Origin of the sequence: Phycicoccus endophyticus (assembly GCF_011326735.1) — a bacterium.
Lineage (GTDB): Bacteria > Actinomycetota > Actinomycetes > Actinomycetales > Dermatophilaceae > Phycicoccus > Phycicoccus endophyticus.
This window is the reverse complement of the sequence record NZ_JAANCN010000001.1, coordinates 362,686-379,881: the sequence shown is the minus strand read 5'-3', so window position 1 is coordinate 379,881 and position 17,196 is coordinate 362,686. Positions and strand designations below refer to the sequence as shown.

Annotated in this window: 18 protein-coding genes; 7 read left to right on the top strand and 11 right to left on the bottom strand. The window is 73.5% G+C overall.

Annotated elements, in window-relative coordinates; all coding sequences use genetic code 11:
* Nucleotides 1–26: 26 nt before the first annotated feature.
* Together G8D98_RS01835 and glgA are read right to left on the bottom strand one after the other, a co-directional pair.
* Complete coding sequence (locus tag G8D98_RS01835; protein ID WP_166098284.1) at nt 27–809, bottom strand: ABC transporter ATP-binding protein; 783 nt, start codon at nt 807–809, stop codon at nt 27–29.
* Nucleotides 810–888: 79 nt separating this feature from the next.
* Complete coding sequence (gene glgA, locus G8D98_RS01830; protein ID WP_166098281.1) at nt 889–2,082, bottom strand: glycogen synthase; 1,194 nt, start codon at nt 2,080–2,082, stop codon at nt 889–891.
* 62 nt (nt 2,083–2,144) lie between these two features.
* Here glgA and glgC point away from each other — a divergent pair, with 62 nt between their 5' ends.
* The 3 genes from glgC to serB are packed head-to-tail and all read left to right on the top strand — an operon-like array spanning nt 2,145 to nt 5,452.
* The gene (gene glgC / locus G8D98_RS01825; RefSeq protein WP_166098279.1) at nt 2,145–3,398 is read left to right on the top strand and encodes a glucose-1-phosphate adenylyltransferase; all 1,254 of its coding nucleotides are present in this window, start codon (nt 2,145–2,147) and stop codon (nt 3,396–3,398) included.
* A complete protein-coding gene (locus G8D98_RS01820; protein WP_166098277.1) occupies nt 3,395–4,210 on the top strand; it encodes an LLM class F420-dependent oxidoreductase in 816 nt (271 codons plus the stop codon). Before glgC ends, G8D98_RS01820 begins: the two co-directional genes overlap by 4 nt.
* A gap of 9 nt (nt 4,211–4,219) precedes the next feature.
* On the top strand, nt 4,220–5,452 hold the full coding sequence (gene serB, locus G8D98_RS01815; RefSeq protein ID WP_229661700.1) for a phosphoserine phosphatase SerB: 1,233 nt from the start codon (nt 4,220–4,222) through the stop codon (nt 5,450–5,452).
* A 2-nt stretch (nt 5,453–5,454) separates the two neighbouring features.
* On the opposite strand, the gene fabI is transcribed toward serB, so the two are convergent.
* Entirely contained in the window at nt 5,455–6,213 is a 759-nt protein-coding gene (gene fabI / locus G8D98_RS01810) for an enoyl-ACP reductase FabI (RefSeq protein ID WP_166098273.1), read from the bottom strand.
* 53 nt (nt 6,214–6,266) lie between these two features.
* On the bottom strand, nt 6,267–6,980 hold the full coding sequence (gene fabG / locus G8D98_RS01805; protein ID WP_166098272.1) for a beta-ketoacyl-ACP reductase: 714 nt from the start codon (nt 6,978–6,980) through the stop codon (nt 6,267–6,269).
* Between the two features lie 61 nt (nt 6,981–7,041).
* On the opposite strand from fabG, the gene G8D98_RS01800 reads away from it, so the two are divergent.
* Nucleotides 7,042–7,389 (top strand): DUF3099 domain-containing protein, encoded by a 348-nt coding sequence (locus G8D98_RS01800; protein WP_166098269.1) that lies wholly within the window; start codon nt 7,042–7,044, stop codon nt 7,387–7,389.
* A gap of 31 nt (nt 7,390–7,420) precedes the next feature.
* Here the strand turns inward: G8D98_RS01800 and moaA are convergent, their stop codons facing one another.
* Nucleotides 7,421–8,422 carry a GTP 3',8-cyclase MoaA gene (moaA, locus tag G8D98_RS01795; RefSeq protein ID WP_166098266.1) on the bottom strand — a complete coding sequence of 334 codons (1,002 nt, stop codon included), beginning with the start codon at nt 8,420–8,422 and terminating at the stop codon, nt 7,421–7,423.
* Nucleotides 8,423–8,455: 33 nt separating this feature from the next.
* Here moaA and G8D98_RS01790 point away from each other — a divergent pair, with 33 nt between their 5' ends.
* Nucleotides 8,456–9,244, top strand: a complete 789-nt coding sequence (locus tag G8D98_RS01790; RefSeq protein WP_229661701.1) for an SURF1 family cytochrome oxidase biogenesis protein — start codon at nt 8,456–8,458, stop codon at nt 9,242–9,244.
* Nucleotides 9,245–9,253: 9 nt separating this feature from the next.
* On the opposite strand, the gene G8D98_RS01785 is transcribed toward G8D98_RS01790, so the two are convergent.
* Nucleotides 9,254–11,125 (bottom strand): ABC transporter ATP-binding protein, encoded by a 1,872-nt coding sequence (locus G8D98_RS01785; RefSeq protein WP_166098264.1) that lies wholly within the window; start codon nt 11,123–11,125, stop codon nt 9,254–9,256.
* A gap of 101 nt (nt 11,126–11,226) precedes the next feature.
* Nucleotides 11,227–12,825 carry an ABC-F family ATP-binding cassette domain-containing protein gene (locus G8D98_RS01780; protein WP_166098261.1) on the bottom strand — a complete coding sequence of 533 codons (1,599 nt, stop codon included), beginning with the start codon at nt 12,823–12,825 and terminating at the stop codon, nt 11,227–11,229.
* Between the two features lie 125 nt (nt 12,826–12,950).
* Here G8D98_RS01780 and ypfJ point away from each other — a divergent pair, with 125 nt between their 5' ends.
* Nucleotides 12,951–13,868, top strand: a complete 918-nt coding sequence (gene ypfJ / locus G8D98_RS01775; protein WP_166098258.1) for a KPN_02809 family neutral zinc metallopeptidase — start codon at nt 12,951–12,953, stop codon at nt 13,866–13,868.
* Nucleotides 13,869–13,876: 8 nt separating this feature from the next.
* A complete protein-coding gene (locus G8D98_RS01770) occupies nt 13,877–14,437 on the top strand; it encodes an NYN domain-containing protein (RefSeq protein ID WP_166098255.1) in 561 nt (186 codons plus the stop codon).
* Nucleotides 14,438–14,603: 166 nt separating this feature from the next.
* On the opposite strand, the gene G8D98_RS01765 is transcribed toward G8D98_RS01770, so the two are convergent.
* From G8D98_RS01765 to G8D98_RS01750, 4 genes are read right to left on the bottom strand one after another with little or no spacing between them, the layout of a single operon-like run.
* Nucleotides 14,604–15,128, bottom strand: a complete 525-nt coding sequence (locus tag G8D98_RS01765; protein WP_166098253.1) for an acVLRF1 family peptidyl-tRNA hydrolase — start codon at nt 15,126–15,128, stop codon at nt 14,604–14,606.
* A gap of 2 nt (nt 15,129–15,130) precedes the next feature.
* Nucleotides 15,131–15,457, bottom strand: a complete 327-nt coding sequence (locus G8D98_RS01760) for a metal-sulfur cluster assembly factor (RefSeq protein ID WP_166098250.1) — start codon at nt 15,455–15,457, stop codon at nt 15,131–15,133.
* On the bottom strand, nt 15,454–15,900 hold the full coding sequence (gene sufU / locus G8D98_RS01755; RefSeq protein WP_166098248.1) for a Fe-S cluster assembly sulfur transfer protein SufU: 447 nt from the start codon (nt 15,898–15,900) through the stop codon (nt 15,454–15,456). The genes G8D98_RS01760 and sufU overlap by 4 nt, the downstream gene beginning before the upstream one ends.
* Nucleotides 15,900–17,195 (bottom strand): SufS family cysteine desulfurase, encoded by a 1,296-nt coding sequence (locus G8D98_RS01750; RefSeq protein WP_166098245.1) that lies wholly within the window; start codon nt 17,193–17,195, stop codon nt 15,900–15,902. The genes sufU and G8D98_RS01750 overlap by 1 nt, the downstream gene beginning before the upstream one ends.
* Between the last annotated feature and the right edge of the window lies 1 nt (nt 17,196).

Sequence of the window (17,196 nt, the reverse complement as noted above, 5' to 3'; positions counted from 1 at the left end):
GGCGCGCCCGACGGTTCCGCGGCCCCTCAGCGGGCCCGCGCCGCATACCGGCTCCCCCGCGCCTCGAGCTCGAGCGGCATCCCGAAGGTGCGCTCGAGGTTGTCCGCGGTCAGGGTGATCTCCACCGGCCCCTGGGCGACGACGCGGCCCTCGCGCAGCAGCAGGACGTCGGTGAAGTGCGGCGGGATCTCCTCGACGTGGTGGGTCACGAGAACCAGGGCCGGGGCGGCGAGCTCGGCGGCGAGGTCGCCCAGCCGGCGCACGAGGTCCTCCCGCCCCCCGAGGTCGAGACCGGCCGCGGGCTCGTCGAGAAGCATCAGCTCCGGGTCGGTCATCAGGGCCCGGGCGATCTGGACCCGCTTGCGCTCGCCCTCGGAGAGGGTGCCGTAGCGACGCTCGGCGAGGTGGCTCGCGCCGAGGGCCTCGAGCAGCTCGGCGGCGCGCCCCTCGTCCATCCCCTCGTAGGCCTCGCGCCACCGGCCGACGACCCCGTAGGAGGCGGTGAGGACGACGTCCCGCACCCGCTCGCGCGCCGGGATGCGCTCGGCGAGCGAGGCGCTGGAGAGCCCGATGCGCGGCCGCAGCTCGAAGACGTCGACCGCCCCGAGGACCTCGCCGAGGATCCCGACGACCCCGCGGGTCGGGTGCATCCGCCCGGCCGCGAGCTGCAGGAGGGTGGTCTTGCCGGCGCCGTTCGGGCCGAGCACCACCCAGCGCTGGCCCTCCTCGACCTCCCAGGTGACCTCGTCGAGAATCGTCGTGTCCCCACGCACGACGCTGACACCGGCCAGGGCCAGGACGTCGCTCATACCTGCGACCCTAGTTGACGCCCCGCGGCGCCACGGGTCGGCACGCCCTGGTCCGCCGTGCGCCCTCGCGTGCCGCCGGTCACGAGCCGGTCAGGCCCCGGTAGACCTCCATCGTCCGCTCGGCGATGGTGTCCCAGGAGAAGGACTCCACGGCACGCTCGCGGCCCGCGAGCCCGAGCCGCCGGGCCCGCTCGAGGTCGGAGACGGCGTCGGTGAGCGCCGCGGCCAGGTCGGCGACGAAACGGTCCTCGTCCACGGGGGTTCCGGTGCCGTCCTGCTTCTGCTCGATGGGGACCAGCCAGCCGGTCTCACCGTCGAGCACGACCTCCGGGATGCCCCCGGTGGCCGTGGCGACGACGGGCAGCTCGCAGGCCATCGCCTCGAGGTTGACGATGCCGAGCGGCTCGTAGACCGACGGGCAGACGAACACGGAGGCGGCGGCGAGGACGGCCGTGACCTGCTCGCGCGGCAGCATCTGCGAGATCCACACGACGCCGTCGCGCTCGGCGCGCAGGCCCTCGACGAGCCCCTCGACCTCGGCCTTGATCTCCGGTGTGTCCGGAGCTCCCGCGAGGAGGACGAGCTGGACCTCTGGCGGCAGCTGGCCGGCGGCGCGCAGGAGGAAGGGCAGGCCCTTCTGGCGGGTGATCCGGCCGACGAAGACCACGGTGGGGCGATCGGGGTCGATGCCGAGCTCGCGCACGACGTCCGGGTCCTCCCGGGGGCGCCACAGCTCGGCGTCGATCCCGTTGTGCACGACCTGCACCTTGTCGGGGTCGACGCTCGGGTAGGCCCGCAGGATGTCCTCCCGCATGCCCGCGCTCACGGCGATGACCGCCGCCGCGCCCTCGTAGGCGGTCCGCTCCACCCACGAGGAGAGCCGGTAGCCCCCGCCGAGCTGCTCGGCCTTCCACGGGCGCATCGGCTCGAGGCTGTGGGCCGACAGCACGTGCGGGACCCCCTCGAGCAGCCCGGCGACGTGGCCGGCGAAGTTCGCGTACCACGTGTGCGAGTGGACGATGTCGGCGCCACCGCAGCGCGCGGCCATCGTCAGGTCGACCCCGAGGGTGGCCAGGGCGGCGTTGGTGCCCTCGAGCTCGGGCAGGTCGGGGTGGCTCGTCGTGCCCTCCTCCTCGCGGGGACCACCGAAGGCGTGGACCCACACCTCGGTGTCTCCCCGGGCCCGCAGCGCGCGGGTGAGCTCGGCCACGTGCACCCCCGCGCCCCCGTAGATCGACGGCGGGTACTCCTTGGTCAGGATGTCGATGCGCACGCGCTTCACCGTAGTCGGGGCGTGGGCTGTCAGCGAGGCCGCTCACGCAATAGGTTGGAGCCATGGCGTACCGCAGCGGAGGTCCCAAGGTCCTGGCCATCGTCCTCGCGGGTGGGGAGGGAAAGCGGCTCATGCCACTCACCCGGGACCGGGCCAAGCCCGCCGTCCCCTTCGGGGGCATCTACCGGCTGATCGACTTCGCCCTCTCCAACGTCGTCAACTCCGGCTACCTCAAGGTCGTCGTCCTCACCCAGTACAAGTCGCACAGCCTCGACCGGCACATCACCAAGACGTGGCGGATGAGCACGATGCTCGGCAACTACGTCGCGCCCATCCCGGCCCAGCAGCGGATCGGGAAGTCCTGGTACCAGGGCAGCGCGGACGCCATCTTCCAGAGCCTCAACACGATCACCGACGAGCGACCGGACATCGTCGTCGTCGTCGGCGCGGACCACGTCTACCGGATGGACTTCTCGCAGATGGTCGACCAGCACCTCGCGAGCGGCGCGGGCGTGACGGTGGCCGCCATCCGCCAGCCCCGCTCGATGTCCGACCAGTTCGGCGTCATCGACGTCGAGCCGGAGGACCCGACACGCATCCGGGCCTTCCTCGAGAAGCCGGCCGAGCCCGACGGGCTGCCCGACTCCCCCGACGAGATCCTCGCGAGCATGGGCAACTACGTCTTCACCGCCGAGGCGCTCGTCGACGCCGTGACGGCCGACTCCACCCGCGAGGGCAGCGACCACGACATGGGCGGCGACATCGTCCCCGCCCTGGTCGAGCAGGGCGCCGCCTCGGTCTACGACTTCAAGAACAACGTCGTCCCGGGTGGCACCGAGCGCGACCTCGGCTACTGGCGCGACGTGGGCACCATCGACAGCTACTACGAGGCACACATGGACCTCGTGTCGATCCACCCCGTCTTCAACCTCTACAACTACGACTGGCCGCTCTACACGACCTACGGCTACTACCCGCCCGCGAAGTTCGTCCACGGCGCGCACGGCCGCTTCGGGGAGGCCCTCAACTCCGCGGTCTCCCCCGGCGTGGTGATCTCCGGTGCCCGGGTCAACGGGTCGGTCATCTCCCCCGACGTCCACGTCCACAGCTACACCGAGATCGAGAACAGCGTCATCCTCGACGGCGTCCAGATCCGCCGGAACTGCCGCATCCAGCGCTCGATCATCGACAAGAACGTCGTCGTCCCCGAGGGCACGTCCATCGGCTTCGACCGCGAGGCCGACCTCGCCCGCGGCTTCTCGGTCACCGACTCCGGCATCACCGTGGTCGGCAAGGGCCAGGTGGTGGGCGAGTGAGCGCCGACCCCCGCCCGGTGCGGATCGGCGCCCAGGTCCAGCCCCAGCACGCCGCGTACGACGACATGCGCCGCGCCTGCGCGCGGCTCGAGGAGCTCGGCGTCGACGTGCTCTTCACGTGGGACCACTTCTTCCCGCTCTACGGCGACCCGGACGGCGCGCACTTCGAGTGCTGGACGACGCTCGCCGCCTGGGCCGAGGCCACCGAGCGGGTCGAGCTCGGCGCGCTCGTCACGTGCAACAGCTACCGCAACCCCCAGCTGCTCGCGGACATGGCCCGCACGGTCGACCACATCAGCGACGGCCGGCTCATCCTCGGCATCGGGTCGGGCTGGTTCGAGCGGGACTACACCGAGTACGGGTACGAGTTCGGGACGGCGGTCGGCCGGCTCGACGCGCTCGCGCGTGACCTGCCGCTCATCGAGGCGCGCTGGGCCCGGCTCAACCCGCCCCCGACCCGCGACATCCCCGTGCTCATCGGCGGCGGCGGGGAGCGCAAGACGCTGCGCATCGTCGCCGAGCACGCCGACATCTGGCACGGCTTCGGTGACGCCGCGACGGTGGCCCGCAAGCACGCCGTGCTCGACGAGTGGTGCGCCACGCTCGGCCGCGACCCGCGCGAGATCGAACGCTCCGCGGGGGTCTCCCCCAAGCCCGGCCGCCTGCCCGAGGACGTCGAGGACTACGCGGCCGGTGCTCAGGAGCTCTACGACGTCGGCACGCGGCTGTTCACCGTGGGCCTCAGCGGCCCCGACTACGACCTCGGTCCGGTCCGCGACCTGCTCGCGTGGCGCGACGCCATGCCCGGCTAGCCTGCGGGCGTGCCCCTCCCGTCGCCACCGCCCGTGCCCCCGGAGGCCGACCCCACGACGCGCACGCTGCTCGTGTCGCTGAGCGGGCCCGACCGCCCGGGGGTGACGAGCGCGGTCTTCGAGGCCGCCGCCACCGTCGGTGCCGAGGTGCTCGACCTCGAGCAGGTGGTCGTCCGCGGCCACCTCGCGCTCTCGGTGCTCCTCGCTCCCGGCCGCGACGAGAACGTCCTCACCGACCGGCTCACCCGGGCCGGTGAGGCCATGGGGATGCGCGTCGACCTGCACGCCGGGCACGGTGACAACGCACCCCGGCGCACCGGCCGGGCCGCGGTGGTCGTCATGGCCGCGCACCTGGAGACCCGGCACGTCGCCGACGTGGCCCGCGCCGTCGCCGGCCACGGGGCGAACATCGACCGGATCCGCCGGCTCTCCCGCTGGCCGGTGACGACCGTCGAGCTCGACGTCTCCGGCGCGGACGTTCCCCGGCTGCGCCGCGCACTGGCCCTGGTCTCCGCCGAGAGCGGGTGCGACATCGCCGTCGCGCCGGCGGGTCTGGCCCGCCGCGGCGGGCGGCTCGTCGTCATGGACGTGGACTCCACCCTCGTGCAGGACGAGGTCATCGAGCTCGTCGCCGAGCACGCCGGGACCGCGGCAGAGGTGGCCGCGGTCACCCAGCGGGCGATGCGCGGCGAGCTCGACTTCGCCGAGAGCCTGCACGCGCGGGTCGCGACGCTCGCCGGGCTGCCGGTAGGCGTCCTCGACGAGGTGCGGGCCGCGGTACGGCTCACCCCGGGCGCCCGCACCCTCGTGCGCACGCTCAAGGCGCTCGGCTTCACCGTCGGGCTCGTCTCCGGCGGCTTCGCCGAGGTCGTCGAGCCGATCGCCGCCGACCTCGGGGTCGACCACGTGCGCGCAAACCGGCTCGAGGTCGCCGACGGGCGGCTCACCGGCCGGGTCGCCGGCCCCGTCGTCGACCGTGCGGGCAAGGCGGCGGCGCTGCGCGAGCTGGCCGCTCTCGAGGGCCTCCCCCTCGCCCGGACCGTCGCCATCGGGGACGGCGCGAACGACCTCGACATGCTTGGCGCCGCCGGGCTCGGAGTGGCGTTCAACGCCAAGCCCCTCGTGCGCGAGCAGGCCGACACCTCGGTGACCGTGCCCTACCTCGACACGGTCCTGTTCCTCCTCGGCGTCAGCCGCGAGGAGATCGAGGACGCCGAGACCGCCGAGCCGCCCCAGTCCTGAGGTCAGGCGCCGACGGCGTGGTACCCACCGTCGACGTGGACGATCTCGCCGGTCGTCGCGGGGAACCAGTCCGAGAGCAGCGCGAGGACCGCGCGCGCGGCGGGCTCGGCGTCCTTGACGTCCCAGCCGAGCGGGGCGCGCGTGCCCCAGGCTTCCTCGAACTGCTCGAAGCCCGGGATGGACTTCGCGGCCGTCGTACGCACCGGCCCGGCGGAGACCAGGTTGCTGCGGATGCCCCGCGGTCCGAGGTCGCGCGCGAGGTAGCGGTTGGTCGACTCGAATGCCGCCTTGGCCACCCCCATCCAGTCGTAGACCGGCCAGGCGTAGCGCGCGTCGAAGGTCAGCCCGACGACCGACCCGCCGGCGGACATCAGCGGCAGCGCCGCCTTGGTGAGCGCCTGGAGGGAGAAGGCCGAGATCTGCACCGCGGTCGAGACGTCCTCCCACGACGCGTCCATGAACGAGAACGCCCCCTGAGGGGCGAAGCCGATCGAGTGGACCACGCCGTCGAGGTGGTCGACGTGCTCGCCCACCCGCCCGGCGAGGGCGGCGAGGTCCTCCTCGCTCGAGACGTCGAGCTCGACGACGGGGGCCGGCCGCGGGAGCCGACGGGCGATGGCGGTGGTGATCTTCGTCGTCCTTCCGAAGGAGGTGAGGACGACCTCGGCCCCCTCCTCCTGGGCGAGCCGGGCGACGTGGAACGCGATCGAGGAGTCCATGAGGACCCCGGTGACGAGCAGCTTCTTGCCCTCGAGCAGCATGTCGGGCCTTTCGGGTCGGTGGTCGGCGGGTGCGATGGCGGTCAGGCGGCCGGTCAGTGCCCCATCCCGAGGCCGCCGTCGACGGGGACGACGGCGCCGGTGACGTAGGCCGCCTCGGGGCTCGCGAGGAACCGGACGACACCGGCGACCTCCTCGGCGCTGGCGAAGCGGCCCGCGGGGATGGCCTCGCGGTAGCGCGCCTGGGTCTCCTCGGGCAGCGCGGCGGTCATGTCGGTCTCGACGAACCCGGGCGCGACGACGTTGGCCGTGATGCCGCGGCCCCCGAGCTCGCGGGTGACCGAGCGGGCCAGCCCGACGAGCCCGGCCTTGCTCGCGGCGTAGTTGGCCTGCCCGGGGCCCCCGTACAGGCCGACGACGCTCGAGACGAGGACGATCCGCCCCCGCCGCAACCGGATCATGCCGGTGCTCGCGCGGCGCACGCACCGGAAGGCGCCGGAGAGGTTGGTGTCCAGGACGGCGTCCCAGTCCTCGTCGCGCATCCGCATCAGGAGCCCGTCGTGGGTGACGCCGGCGTTGGCGACGAGCACCTCGACCGGCCCCCCGAGCTTCTCCTCGGCCTCGGTGAAGGCCGCGTCCACCGAGGCGGTGTCCGTGACGTCGCACCGCACGCCGAGGAGCCCCTCGGGTGGTTCGCCGCTGCGATGGGTGACGACGACCGCGTCGCCGGCCTGCGCGAAGGCGCGCGCGATGGCCAGGCCGATGCCGCGGTTGCCGCCGGTGACCAGGACGGTACGGGGCTCGCTCATGCCGTCGAACCTAGTGGACTACCCGGCGGTAGCCGGCAGGGCCCGGACGTAGGGTGGAGCGGTGCCCACGACCCGCAGCCACCGCGGCGCCGCACCCCAGTCGGTGACGAGCGCTGCGACCTCGCGCGAGGAGGACCAGCGCCACCGGCTGCGGCAGTACCTGCTGACGATGTCGGTGCGCACGGTGTGCTTCGTGCTCGCCATCGTCGTCGACGAGTGGTACCGCTGGGTCTTCGCCGCCGCGGCGGTCGTGCTGCCGTTCGTCGCCGTGGTGGCCGCGAACGCCGTCGCCCCCCGGGTGCGCGGACGTGCCCGGCCGGTCACCCCCTCGGCCGCCCCGGCCACGCCGCTCGGCTCGCGGCCGGCAGACCCCGTCCCCGGGACGGCGCGCCACCCCGAGCAGGACTGACCACCGCACACCACGGCGCACCGTGCGGGGGTCAGCCGCCGATCGCCGACATCGGCCGCTGCGGCTGCTCGAACCCGGGCGCGTCGATACCGTGCCCCGCCTTCTTGGCCCACATCTGCGCGACGACGAGGTCGGTGAGCTCGGCGTCGTCGGCCCCCGCGCGCAGCGGCCCGCGCAGGTCGACCTCGCTACGGGCGAAGAGACAGTTGCGCAGCTGGCCGTCGGCGGTGAGCCGGACGCGGTCGCACGCCCCGCAGAACGGGGCGGAGACGCTGGCGATGACCCCGACGGTCGCCGGCCCGCCGTCGACGTGGAAGAGCTCGGCCGGGGCGCTACCCCGCTCGGGCACCGGGGTGAGCCGGAAGCGCTCCCCGAGGCGGGCGAGGATCTCGCCCTGGGTGACCATCGCCGAGCGGTCCCAGGCGTGCTGGGCGTCCAGGGGCATCTGCTCGATGAAGCGCAGGGCGTACCCCCGGTCGAGGCACCACTGGAGCAGCTCGGCGACGCCGTCGTCGTTGACCCCTCGCATGACGACCGCGTTGACCTTCACCGGCGCCAGGCCCGCGTCGGCGGCGGCCTTCAGGCCGGCCTCGACGTCGGCGAACCGGTCGCGCCGGGTCAGCTCGTGGAAGCGGCGTCGGTCGACGGTGTCGAGGCTGACGTTGACCCGGTCCAGACCGGCCCGCGCGAGCGGGGCGGCCAGCCGGTCCAGGCCGATGCCGTTGGTCGTCATCGCGATGCGCGGCCGCGGCGTGAGCGCGGCGACCCGCTCGACGACGCCGAGCAGGCTGCGTCGCAGGAGCGGCTCGCCGCCGGTGAAGCGCACGTTGGTCACCCCGAGGCCGACCATGAGCCGCACGAGGCGCACGAGCTCGTCGTCGGTGAGCATCTCGGGCTTGGGCAGCCAGTCCAGGCCCTCGGCGGGCATGCAGTACGTGCAGCGCAGGTTGCACCGGTCGGTGACCGAGACGCGCAGGTCACGCCCGGCACGGCCGAAGCGGTCGAGCAGGCGCGGGGCGGGAAGGTCGGTCATAGGGCGCCAGCGTACGACGAGTAGCGTGACCTGGTGCTGCGACGGCTCCTGACTCCTCGCTGGCTGGGCGCCCTGGCCCTCGCGGCGGTCTTTGCCGTGGCCGCCTACCACCTGGGGTTCTGGCAGTACCACCGGCACGAGGCCAAGGTCGAGCGCAACGCCCGGCTCGACGCCCACTACACCGCCGACCCGGTCCCCGTCGGCACGGTGCTCACCGCCGACGGGGTCGACCCGCAGGACGAGTGGACCCGGGTGAGGGTCTCGGGGCGCTACGTCGCCGGCCCGGTCTACGTCCGCGGGCGACCCAACGACGGGGAGGTCGGTCTCGAGGTCCTCTGGGCGCTGCGCCCGAGCGACGGCGGTGAGGACGTCCTCGTCGACCGCGGGTGGGTGCCGGCCTCGGACGCCGGCGCCGAGGTGCTCCCGCAGGTGGACCCGGCGCCGACGGGCGAGGTCACCGTCGTCGGCTGGGTCCGGCCCGGCGAGCCGTCGCCGGGCCGGCCGCTCGCCAGCGGCCAGATCGCGAACCTGTCCGTCGAGGACGCCTCCACCGCCCTGTCGACCTCGCTGCGGCCCGGGTACGTCCTCGTGCAGTCCGAGACCCTGCCCGACGGCTCCTCCCCCCCACGTCCGCAGGCGCTGCCCCCACCGGACCGCGACCTCGGCCCGCACCTGGCCTACGCCTACCAGTGGTGGTTCGGCACCGTCCTCGGGTTCGTGCTCGTCGGCTTCGGGGTGCGCCGCGAGGAGCGCCTCGCCCACCCGGAGCGGTACCCGGCCGCACCGCGCAAGACGCGGATCTGGGACGAGGAGGACGAGTAGCGCGCCCGGTCAGGCCGTGAGGTCGGCGGCCTGGTCGGCGAACTGCGTGTGGTAGAGGTCGGCGTAGAGACCGCCCCGCTGGACGAGCTCGGCGTGGGTGCCCCGCTCGATGACCCGGCCGGCGTCGACCACGAGGATCTCGTCGGCGTGCCGCACGGTCGAGAGCCGGTGGGCGATGACGAGGGCGGACCGGTCGCGCAGTGCCTCGTCGAGGGCGCGCTGGACGGCCTGCTCGGACTCGCTGTCGAGGTGGGCGGTGGCCTCGTCGAGCACGACGAGGCCGGGACCCTTGAGCAGGAGGCGGGCGATGGCCAGCCGCTGCTTCTCGCCGCCGGATAGCCGGTGGCCGCGGTCGCCCACGACGGTGTCGAGACCCGAGGGGAGGGACTCCACGAGCGACCACATCTGCGCGGCACGCAGCGCGTGGACCATCTCCTCCTCGCTCGCCTCGGGGGCGGCGTAGGCCAGGTTGGCGCGCACCGTGTCGTGGAAGAGGTGGGCCTCCTGGGTCACCACACCGACCGCGTCCTGGAGCGAGGCGAACGTCGCCTCGCGCAGGTCCGTGCCGTTGACCCGCACCACGCCCGCCGTGGGGTCGTACAGCCGCGCGACGAGCGAGGTGATCGTCGACTTGCCAGCGCCGCTCGGCCCGACGAGGGCCACGAGCGAGCCCGGTGCCACCGAGAACGAGACGTCGTGCAGCACCGGCCCGCTCCCGCGCCGGTCGCCGCTCGCGGTGGACTCCAGCGACGCGAGCGAGACCTCGTCGGCCGAGGGGTAGGCGAACGACACGTGCTCGACGTCGACCCGGACCGGGCCGGGCGGCAGTGCCCGGGCGTCGGGTGCCTCGGCGACGAGGGGCTGCAGGTCGAGCACCTCGAAGACCCGCTCGAAGGAGACCAGGGCCGTCATCACGTCGACCCGCACGTTGGACATCGCGGTGAGCGGCGCGTACAGACGGGCCAGCAGGGCGGCGAGCGCGAGCAGCGTGCCGACGGTCAGCGAGCCGTCGACGGCCATCACCCCGCCGACGCCGTAGACGAGCGCCGTCGCCAGCGAGGCCACCATGGTCAGCCCGACGAAGAAGACCGAGCGGTTCAGGGCGATCCGCACGCCGATGTCCCGGACCTGCGAGGCCCGCCGCCCGTACTCCGCGTCCTCGTCGGCCGGGCGGCCGAACAGCTTGACGAGCAGGGCGCCGGCCACGTTGAACCGCTCGTTCATCCGGGTGCCGAGGTCGGCGTTGAGCGACATCTGCTCGTGGGTGAGGCCGGCGAGCCGCCGCCCCATCAGCCGGGCCGGCACGAGGAAGAACGGGACGAGCGCGAGCGCCGCGAGGGTGAGCTGCCAGGACAGCGTCAGCATCGTCGCGACGATGACGACGAGCGAGATCGCGTTGCTCACGACGTTGGACAGCACCGAGGTGAACGCCTGCTGGGCGCCGATGACGTCGTTGCCCAGCCGCGAGACCAGGGCGCCGGTCTGGGCCCGGGTGAAGAACGCGACCGGCTGGCGCAGCACGTGCCCGAAGACCTCGGTGCGCAGGTCGTAGATCAGGCCCTCGCCGATGCGGGAGGAGAACCAGCGCTGGACCAGGGTGAGCGCCCCGTCGAGGACGGCGAGCGCGGCGACGACGAGCGAGAGCCGCACGACGACGCCGGAGTCGCCCGGCACCACGCCGTCGTCGACGATCGAGCGCAGGAGCAGCGGGGTGGCGACGACGAGCGCGGCGTCGACGACGACGAGCAGGAGGAACCACCCGATCTGGCGGCGGTACGGCCGGGCGTAGGCGAACACCCGACGCCGGGTACCCGGAGCCAACCGCCGGTCACGGACGCTGGCGTCGTTGGTCAGCGAGCGCATGACCTGCCAGCCGCTCATGCTCACCCTGCCGCCCTCCCTCGCCTGCTCACCGTCGGCTCACCGTCGGCTCAGTCAACCACCGGGCGCCGACGGCTGTTCCGGGGCGCCTGCCGCGGGCCTCACGCGAGGGTGACGAGCTCGCGGTAGTCGGCGCCCCACAGGTCCTCGACGCCGTCGGGCAGGAGGAGGATGCGCTCGGGCTCGAGCGCGTCGACGGCGCCCTCATCGTGGGTGACGAGGACGACGGCCCCCTCGTAGGTGCGCAGGGCACCGAGGATCTCCTCGCGCGAGGCCGGGTCGAGGTTGTTCGTCGGCTCGTCGAGGAGGAGCACGTTGGCCGAGGAGACGACGAGCAGGGCGAGCGAGAGCCGGGTCTTCTCACCGCCGGAGAGGACCCCCGCGGGCTTGTCGACGTCGTCGCCGGAGAAGAGGAAAGAGCCGAGCACCTTACGCACCTCGGTCTCGCCGAGGTCGGGGGCGGCGGACTTCATGTTCTCCAGGACGGTTCGCCCGACGTCGAGGTTCTCGTGCTCCTGGGCGTAGTAGCCGATCTTCAGCCCGTGCCCTGGCTCGACCCGGCCGGTGTCCGGCGCGTCCACGCCGGCGAGCAGCCGCAACAGGGTCGTCTTCCCCGCACCGTTGAGCCCGAGGACGACGACCCGGGAGCCGCGGTCGACGGCGAGGTCGACGTCGGTGAAGACCTCGGCCGAGCCGTAGGAGCGGGACAGGCCCGAGGCCCGCAGCGGCGTCTTCCCGCACGGGGAGGGCTTCGGGAAGCGCAGCCGGGCCACCTTGTCGTGAGCCCGCTCGGCCTCGAGGCCACCGAGCAGCCGCTCGGCCCGGCGCTGCATGTTCTGCGCCGCGACCGTCTTGGTCGCCTTCGCCCGCATCTTGTCGGCCTGGGCCATGAGCGCGGAGGCCTTCTTCTCGGCGTTGGCCCGCTCGCGCCGCCGGCGGCGCTCGTCGGTCTCGCGCTGCTGGAGGTAGGCCTTCCAGCCGAGGTTGTACTGGTCGAGCTCGGCCCGGTTGGCGTCGAGGTGGAAGACCTTGGTGACGACGACGTCGAGCAGGTCCACGTCGTGGCTGATGACCACGAGACCGCCGCGGTAGCCCTTGAGGTGGTCGCGCAGCCACAGCACGGAGTCGGCGTCGAGGTGGTTGGTCGGCTCGTCGAGCAGGAGGGTCTCGGCGCCGGAGAAGAGGATGCGGGTCAGCTCCACCCGCCGGCGCTGGCCACCGGAGAGCGTGCCGATCTCCTGGTCGAGCACGCGCTCCTCGAGCCCGAGGGCGGCCGCGATCTGCGCGGCTTCGGACTCCGCCGCGTAGCCGCCGGCAGCGGTGAACTCCGCGTCCAGCCGGGCGTAGCGGCGCATGGCCCGCTCCTGCGCGTCCCCGACCTCGGCGGCCATCGCCTGCTCGGCGCCGCGCAGGTCACGCACGATGGCGTCCAGCCCGCGGGCGGACAGCACCCGGTCGCGCGCCGAGACGTGCAGGTCACCGGTGCGCGGGTCCTGGGGAAGGTAGCCGACCTCGCCGGAGCGGGTGATCGTCCCGCCCGCGGGCTGGGTGACCCCCGCGAGCGCCTTGGTCAGCGTCGTCTTGCCCGCGCCGTTGCGCCCGACGAGGCCGATCCGGTCCCCCGGGGCCACGCGGAAGGTCGCGTTGTCCAGGAGCAGCCGCGAGCCGGCACGCAGCTCGACGGACGCAGCGGTGATCACGGTGGCCTCTCAGGGGGTCGGGGTGGACGCGCGGGCCCGCGTGCGGCGGCGCAGCGGCCCGAAGCCCCTCTAGTCTAGGTCCCGCCGGGGGGCCACCCGGCACGGCCCGAGCCCCAGGCGGTGCGATGAGCTTCAACGAGAACGTCACCCTCGACACCTCCCAGGTGCGCTCCGGGGGCGGCGGCCGGGGGGCGCCGGGGGGTCTCGTCGTCGGCGGCGGGCTCGGCGGCATCGTCATCACGATCCTGCTCATGGTCCTCGGCATCGACCCCTCCCAGATCCCCACCGGGGGCGGCCAGCTGGACACCGGGCAGGTCCAGGCCGGCGGCGACCAGGAGGCCGACGCCTTCGCCGAGTGCGACACGGGCGCCGACGCCAACCGCAGCGACGTCTGCCGCGTCATCGGGACGGTCAACTCCGTCCAGGCGTTCTGGGCAGGCGAGCTGCCGCGCTACAAGCGCGAGTGGCGCTCGACCCAGACGGTCCTCTACGACGGTGCCACCCAGTCGGCGTGCGGCACCGCGAGCAACCAGGTCGGGCCCTTCTACTGCCCGCTGGACCAGACGGTGTACATCGACGCGAGCTTCTTCGAGCTCCTGTCCTCCCAGTACGGCGCCGACGACGGCGCGCTGGCGCAGGAGTACGTCGTCGCCCACGAGTACGGCCACGCCCTCCAGGACCAGCTCGGGCTGCTCTCACGGGCCCAGCAGGACCCGCAGGGGGCGGAGTCGGGGTCGGTGCGCACCGAGCTGATGGCCGACTGCCTGGCCGGCGTGTGGGCCCAGCACGCCTCCCAGACCCCGGACGAGGACACGCAGACACCGTTCCTGAAGCCGCTGACGCAAAGCGACATCGACTCCGCACTGTCGGCGGCCTCGGCGGTCGGTGACGACCGGATCCAGGAGGCCACGACCGGGCGGGTCAACCCGGAGTCGTGGACCCACGGGTCGGCCGCGGCGCGCCAGCAGTGGTTCATGCGCGGCTTCCAGTCGGGGGACCTCAACCAGTGCGACACCTTCGCCGTGGCGTCGGTGTACGAGTGAGCCCGGACATGCCCCGCGGCGAGCGCACGACGTACGTCCTCGTCGACGGCGAGAACATCGACGCGACCCTCGGCAGCTCGATCCTCGGGCGCCGGCCGCGCCCCGAGGAGCGCCCGCGATGGGAGCGGCTGCTGCAGTTCGCCGAGGAGCGCTGGGACCAGCCCGCCGTCGGGCTGTTCTTCCTCGCCGCGAACGGCGAGCTGCCGATGTCCTTCGTCCAGGCCCTGCTCGCCATCGGGTACCGTCCGGTGCCGCTCTCCGGCCCACCGAGCGAGAAGGTCGTCGATGTCGCGATCCAGCGCACCCTCGCGGCGCTGCGGGAGCGGGAGGCCGACGTGCTCCTCGTGAGCAACGACGGCGACTTCGCCCCCCAGGTCGAGGACCTCCTCGACGGGCGGAGCGTCGGGGTCGTCGGCTTCGCCGAGTTCCGCAACACCGCGTTCGCCGAGCTCGTCGAGCGGGGCCTGCAGACCTTCGACCTCGAGTACGACGTGGGTGCCTTCAACGCCCGGCTGCCGCGGGTGCGGATCATCCCGATCGAGCAGTTCGACCCGGCGGACTTCCTGTGAGGGTGCGCCACGCACCACTGCCCCCACCGGAAGACCTCTCCGACCCCTGTGCGTCTCGCCGCTCCCTGGCGATCTCGTCGAGCCCTGGCGCCGTGACGCCATGGGTCGACGACCGTGCCATGGTCCAGCGAGCATGGCGCGAACGGGAGAGGTCTTCCGGGGCGGGTCAGTCGGCGATGGTGACCCGGACGGCGCGGGCGCGTTCGACGGCGCGCTCGAGCACCGCCAGCCGCGGGTCGGGCAGGTCGTAGAGCTCGCGCCGCGGCAGGTCGCGCAGGCCCGCCAGCCGGGCGTCCGCGAGCACGGCCTCGGCCAGCGCCCGGTCGCCCCCGGCCACGAGCGCGCGTGCCCCGCTCCCCCGCAGGAGCCGCACGGCGTGCTCGGCCACCGCACCGACGAGCTCGTCGGCCTGGTTGCCCCGCCGGCGCGCGAAGCGCTGCTGGCTCCAGCCCCCGGCGGCGGTGCGCGACTGGACATACCGCGTGCCGACCTTGTGCGCCGTGAGCCGGCCACCCACGGCCAGCCCCACGGCGTAGCCACCCCGGCGCACGAGGACGAGCGCCACCGGGTCGTGGTCGAAACGCTCGGTGCCGACGACCCGCTGGGGGCCGTCGGCACCGTTGTTCTCGGCGAAGCGGGCCCGCCAGCGCTCGTAGCGCTCGGGGGCGACCTCGACCACGCGGGTGGGCACGCTCAGATGTTGAAGCCCAGCGCGCGCAGCTGCTCGCGACCGTCGTCGGTGATCTTGTCCGGGCCCCACGGTGGCATCCACACCCAGTTGATCCGGTGCGTGGCGACGACGCCCTCGAGCGAGGCGGCGGTCTGGTCCTCGATGACGTCGGTCAGCGGGCAGGCCGCCGACGTCAGGGTCATGTCGATGACGGCGTGGTTCTGCGGGTCGACGGTGATGCCGTAGACGAGGCCGAGGTCGACGACGTTGATCCCGAGCTCGGGGTCGACCACGTCGCGCATGGCCTCCTCGACGTCCGCGACGTTCGCGGGGGTGGCGGTGTCGGTCACTGCTTCGCTCCTTGCGCCTGGTAGAGGGCATCGGTGAACGCGGCCCACGACAGGAGCGCGCACTTCACGCGGGCGGGGTACTTCGCGACGCCGGCGAGGGCGACGCCGTCGCCGATCTCGTCCTCGTCGCCGGGGTCCTGGCCCTTGCTCGTGAGCATGCGGCGCATCGCCTCGTAGGTCTCGCGGGCGTGCGCCACGCTGCCGCCGGTGACCTCCTCGGCGAGGATCGAGGCGGAGGCCACGCTGATCGAGCAGCCCATCGAGTCGTAGGACACGTCCTCGACGACGGCGTCCTCACCCTCGCCGCTCACGTGCACCCGAAGGGTGACCTCGTCCCCGCACGTCGGGTTGACCTGGTGGCTCTCGCCCTCGAACGGCTCGCGCAGGCCGTGCCCGACCGGGTTCTTGTAGTGGTCGAGGATGAGCTCCTGGTAGAGGTCCATCAGGCGGGCACCCCGGTCCCGAACACGGCCGGGACCCGGTCGAGCGCCTCGAGCAGGGCGTCGACCTCCCCCGGGGTGGTGTACGCGGCAAAGGACGCCCGGGTGCTCGCCGGCACCCGCAGCGCCCGGTGCAGCGGCCACGCGCAGTGGTGGCCGACGCGGACCTCGACGCCACGGTCGTCGAGCACCTGCCCGACGTCGTGGGCATGCACGCCGTCCACGGCGAAGGCCACCGCTCCCCCGCGCTCGCGCAGGTCGGTGGGCCCGAGCACCGAGACCCAGGGGCGCTGCGCGAGGCCACGCAGCAGCCGCTCGGTGAGGGCCTGCTCATGCGCGTGCACCCGGTCCATGCCGAGGTCACGCAGGTAGTCGCAGGCGGCGGCGAGCCCGACGGCCTGGGCCGCGACCGGCACGCCGGCCTCGAACTTCTGCGGCACGGGAGCGTACGTGGCCCCCTCCATGGTGACCGTCTCGATCATCGAGCCGCCGGTGAGGAAGACCGGCATCTCCTCGAGCACCTCCGGGCGGCCCCAGAGGACCCCGACCCCGAGCGGGCCGAACATCTTGTGGCCGGAGTAGGCGAGCAGGTCGACCCCGAGGTCGCCGACGTCCACGGGCAGGTGGGGCACGGACTGGCAGGCGTCGAGGACGGCGAGGGCACCGACGGAGTGGGCCCGGGCCGCCAGCTCGCGCACGGGGTTGAGCGTGCCGAGGACGTTCGAGACGTGCGTGAAGGCGAAGACCTTGGTGCGCTCGGTGAGCAGCGCGTCCAGGTCGCCGAGGTCGAGCCGGCCGTCCGGCGTCAGTGGCACCCAGCGCAGCGTCGCGCCGGTGCGTCGGCAGGCCTCCTGCCACGGGATGAGGTTGGCGTGGTGCTCCATCTCGGTGACGAGGACCTCGTCACCCGGGCGCAGGGAGAAACGCTCACCGCGACCGCCGCCCCCGCCGTGGGTGCCGTTGGTGAAGGCGTAGGCGACGAGGTTGAGGGCCTCGGTGGCGTTGCGGGTGAAGACGACCTCCTCGGCCCGGGCACCGATGAACCCCGCGATGCTCGTGCGGGCCGCCTCGTAGGCGTCGGTGCCCTCCTCGGAGAGCTGGTGGGCCCCGCGGTGCACCGCGGCGTTGGTGCGGGTGTAGAAGTCGCGCTCGGCGTCGAGGACGACCGTCGGCTTGTGCGAGGTGGCCCCGGAGTCGAGGTAGACCAGCGGGTGCCCCCCGCGCACGGTGCGCGACAGGATCGGGAAGTCGGCCCGCAGCCGGGCCAGCTCCTCGTCGGTGAAGGGGGCGGCGGACATC

Excerpts from the sequence above, each read along its gene's own strand:
- G8D98_RS01835 (WP_166098284.1), bottom strand. The coding sequence starts at position 809 with ATGAGCGACGTCCTGGCCCTGGCCGGTGTCAGCGTCGTGCGTGGGGAC.
- glgC (WP_166098279.1), top strand. The coding sequence starts at position 2,145 with ATGGCGTACCGCAGCGGAGGTCCCAAGGTCCTGGCCATCGTCCTCGCG.
- fabI (WP_166098273.1), bottom strand. The coding sequence starts at position 6,213 with ATGCTGCTCGAGGGCAAGAAGCTGCTCGTCACCGGGGTCCTCATGGAC.
- fabG (WP_166098272.1), bottom strand. The coding sequence starts at position 6,980 with ATGAGCGAGCCCCGTACCGTCCTGGTCACCGGCGGCAACCGCGGCATC.
- moaA (WP_166098266.1), bottom strand. The coding sequence starts at position 8,422 with ATGACCGACCTTCCCGCCCCGCGCCTGCTCGACCGCTTCGGCCGTGCC.
- G8D98_RS01785 (WP_166098264.1), bottom strand. The coding sequence starts at position 11,125 with ATGAGCGGCTGGCAGGTCATGCGCTCGCTGACCAACGACGCCAGCGTC.
- ypfJ (WP_166098258.1), top strand. The coding sequence starts at position 12,951 with ATGAGCTTCAACGAGAACGTCACCCTCGACACCTCCCAGGTGCGCTCC.
- G8D98_RS01770 (WP_166098255.1), top strand. The coding sequence starts at position 13,877 with ATGCCCCGCGGCGAGCGCACGACGTACGTCCTCGTCGACGGCGAGAAC.
- sufU (WP_166098248.1), bottom strand. The coding sequence starts at position 15,900 with ATGGACCTCTACCAGGAGCTCATCCTCGACCACTACAAGAACCCGGTC.
- G8D98_RS01750 (WP_166098245.1), bottom strand. The coding sequence starts at position 17,195 with ATGTCCGCCGCCCCCTTCACCGACGAGGAGCTGGCCCGGCTGCGGGCC.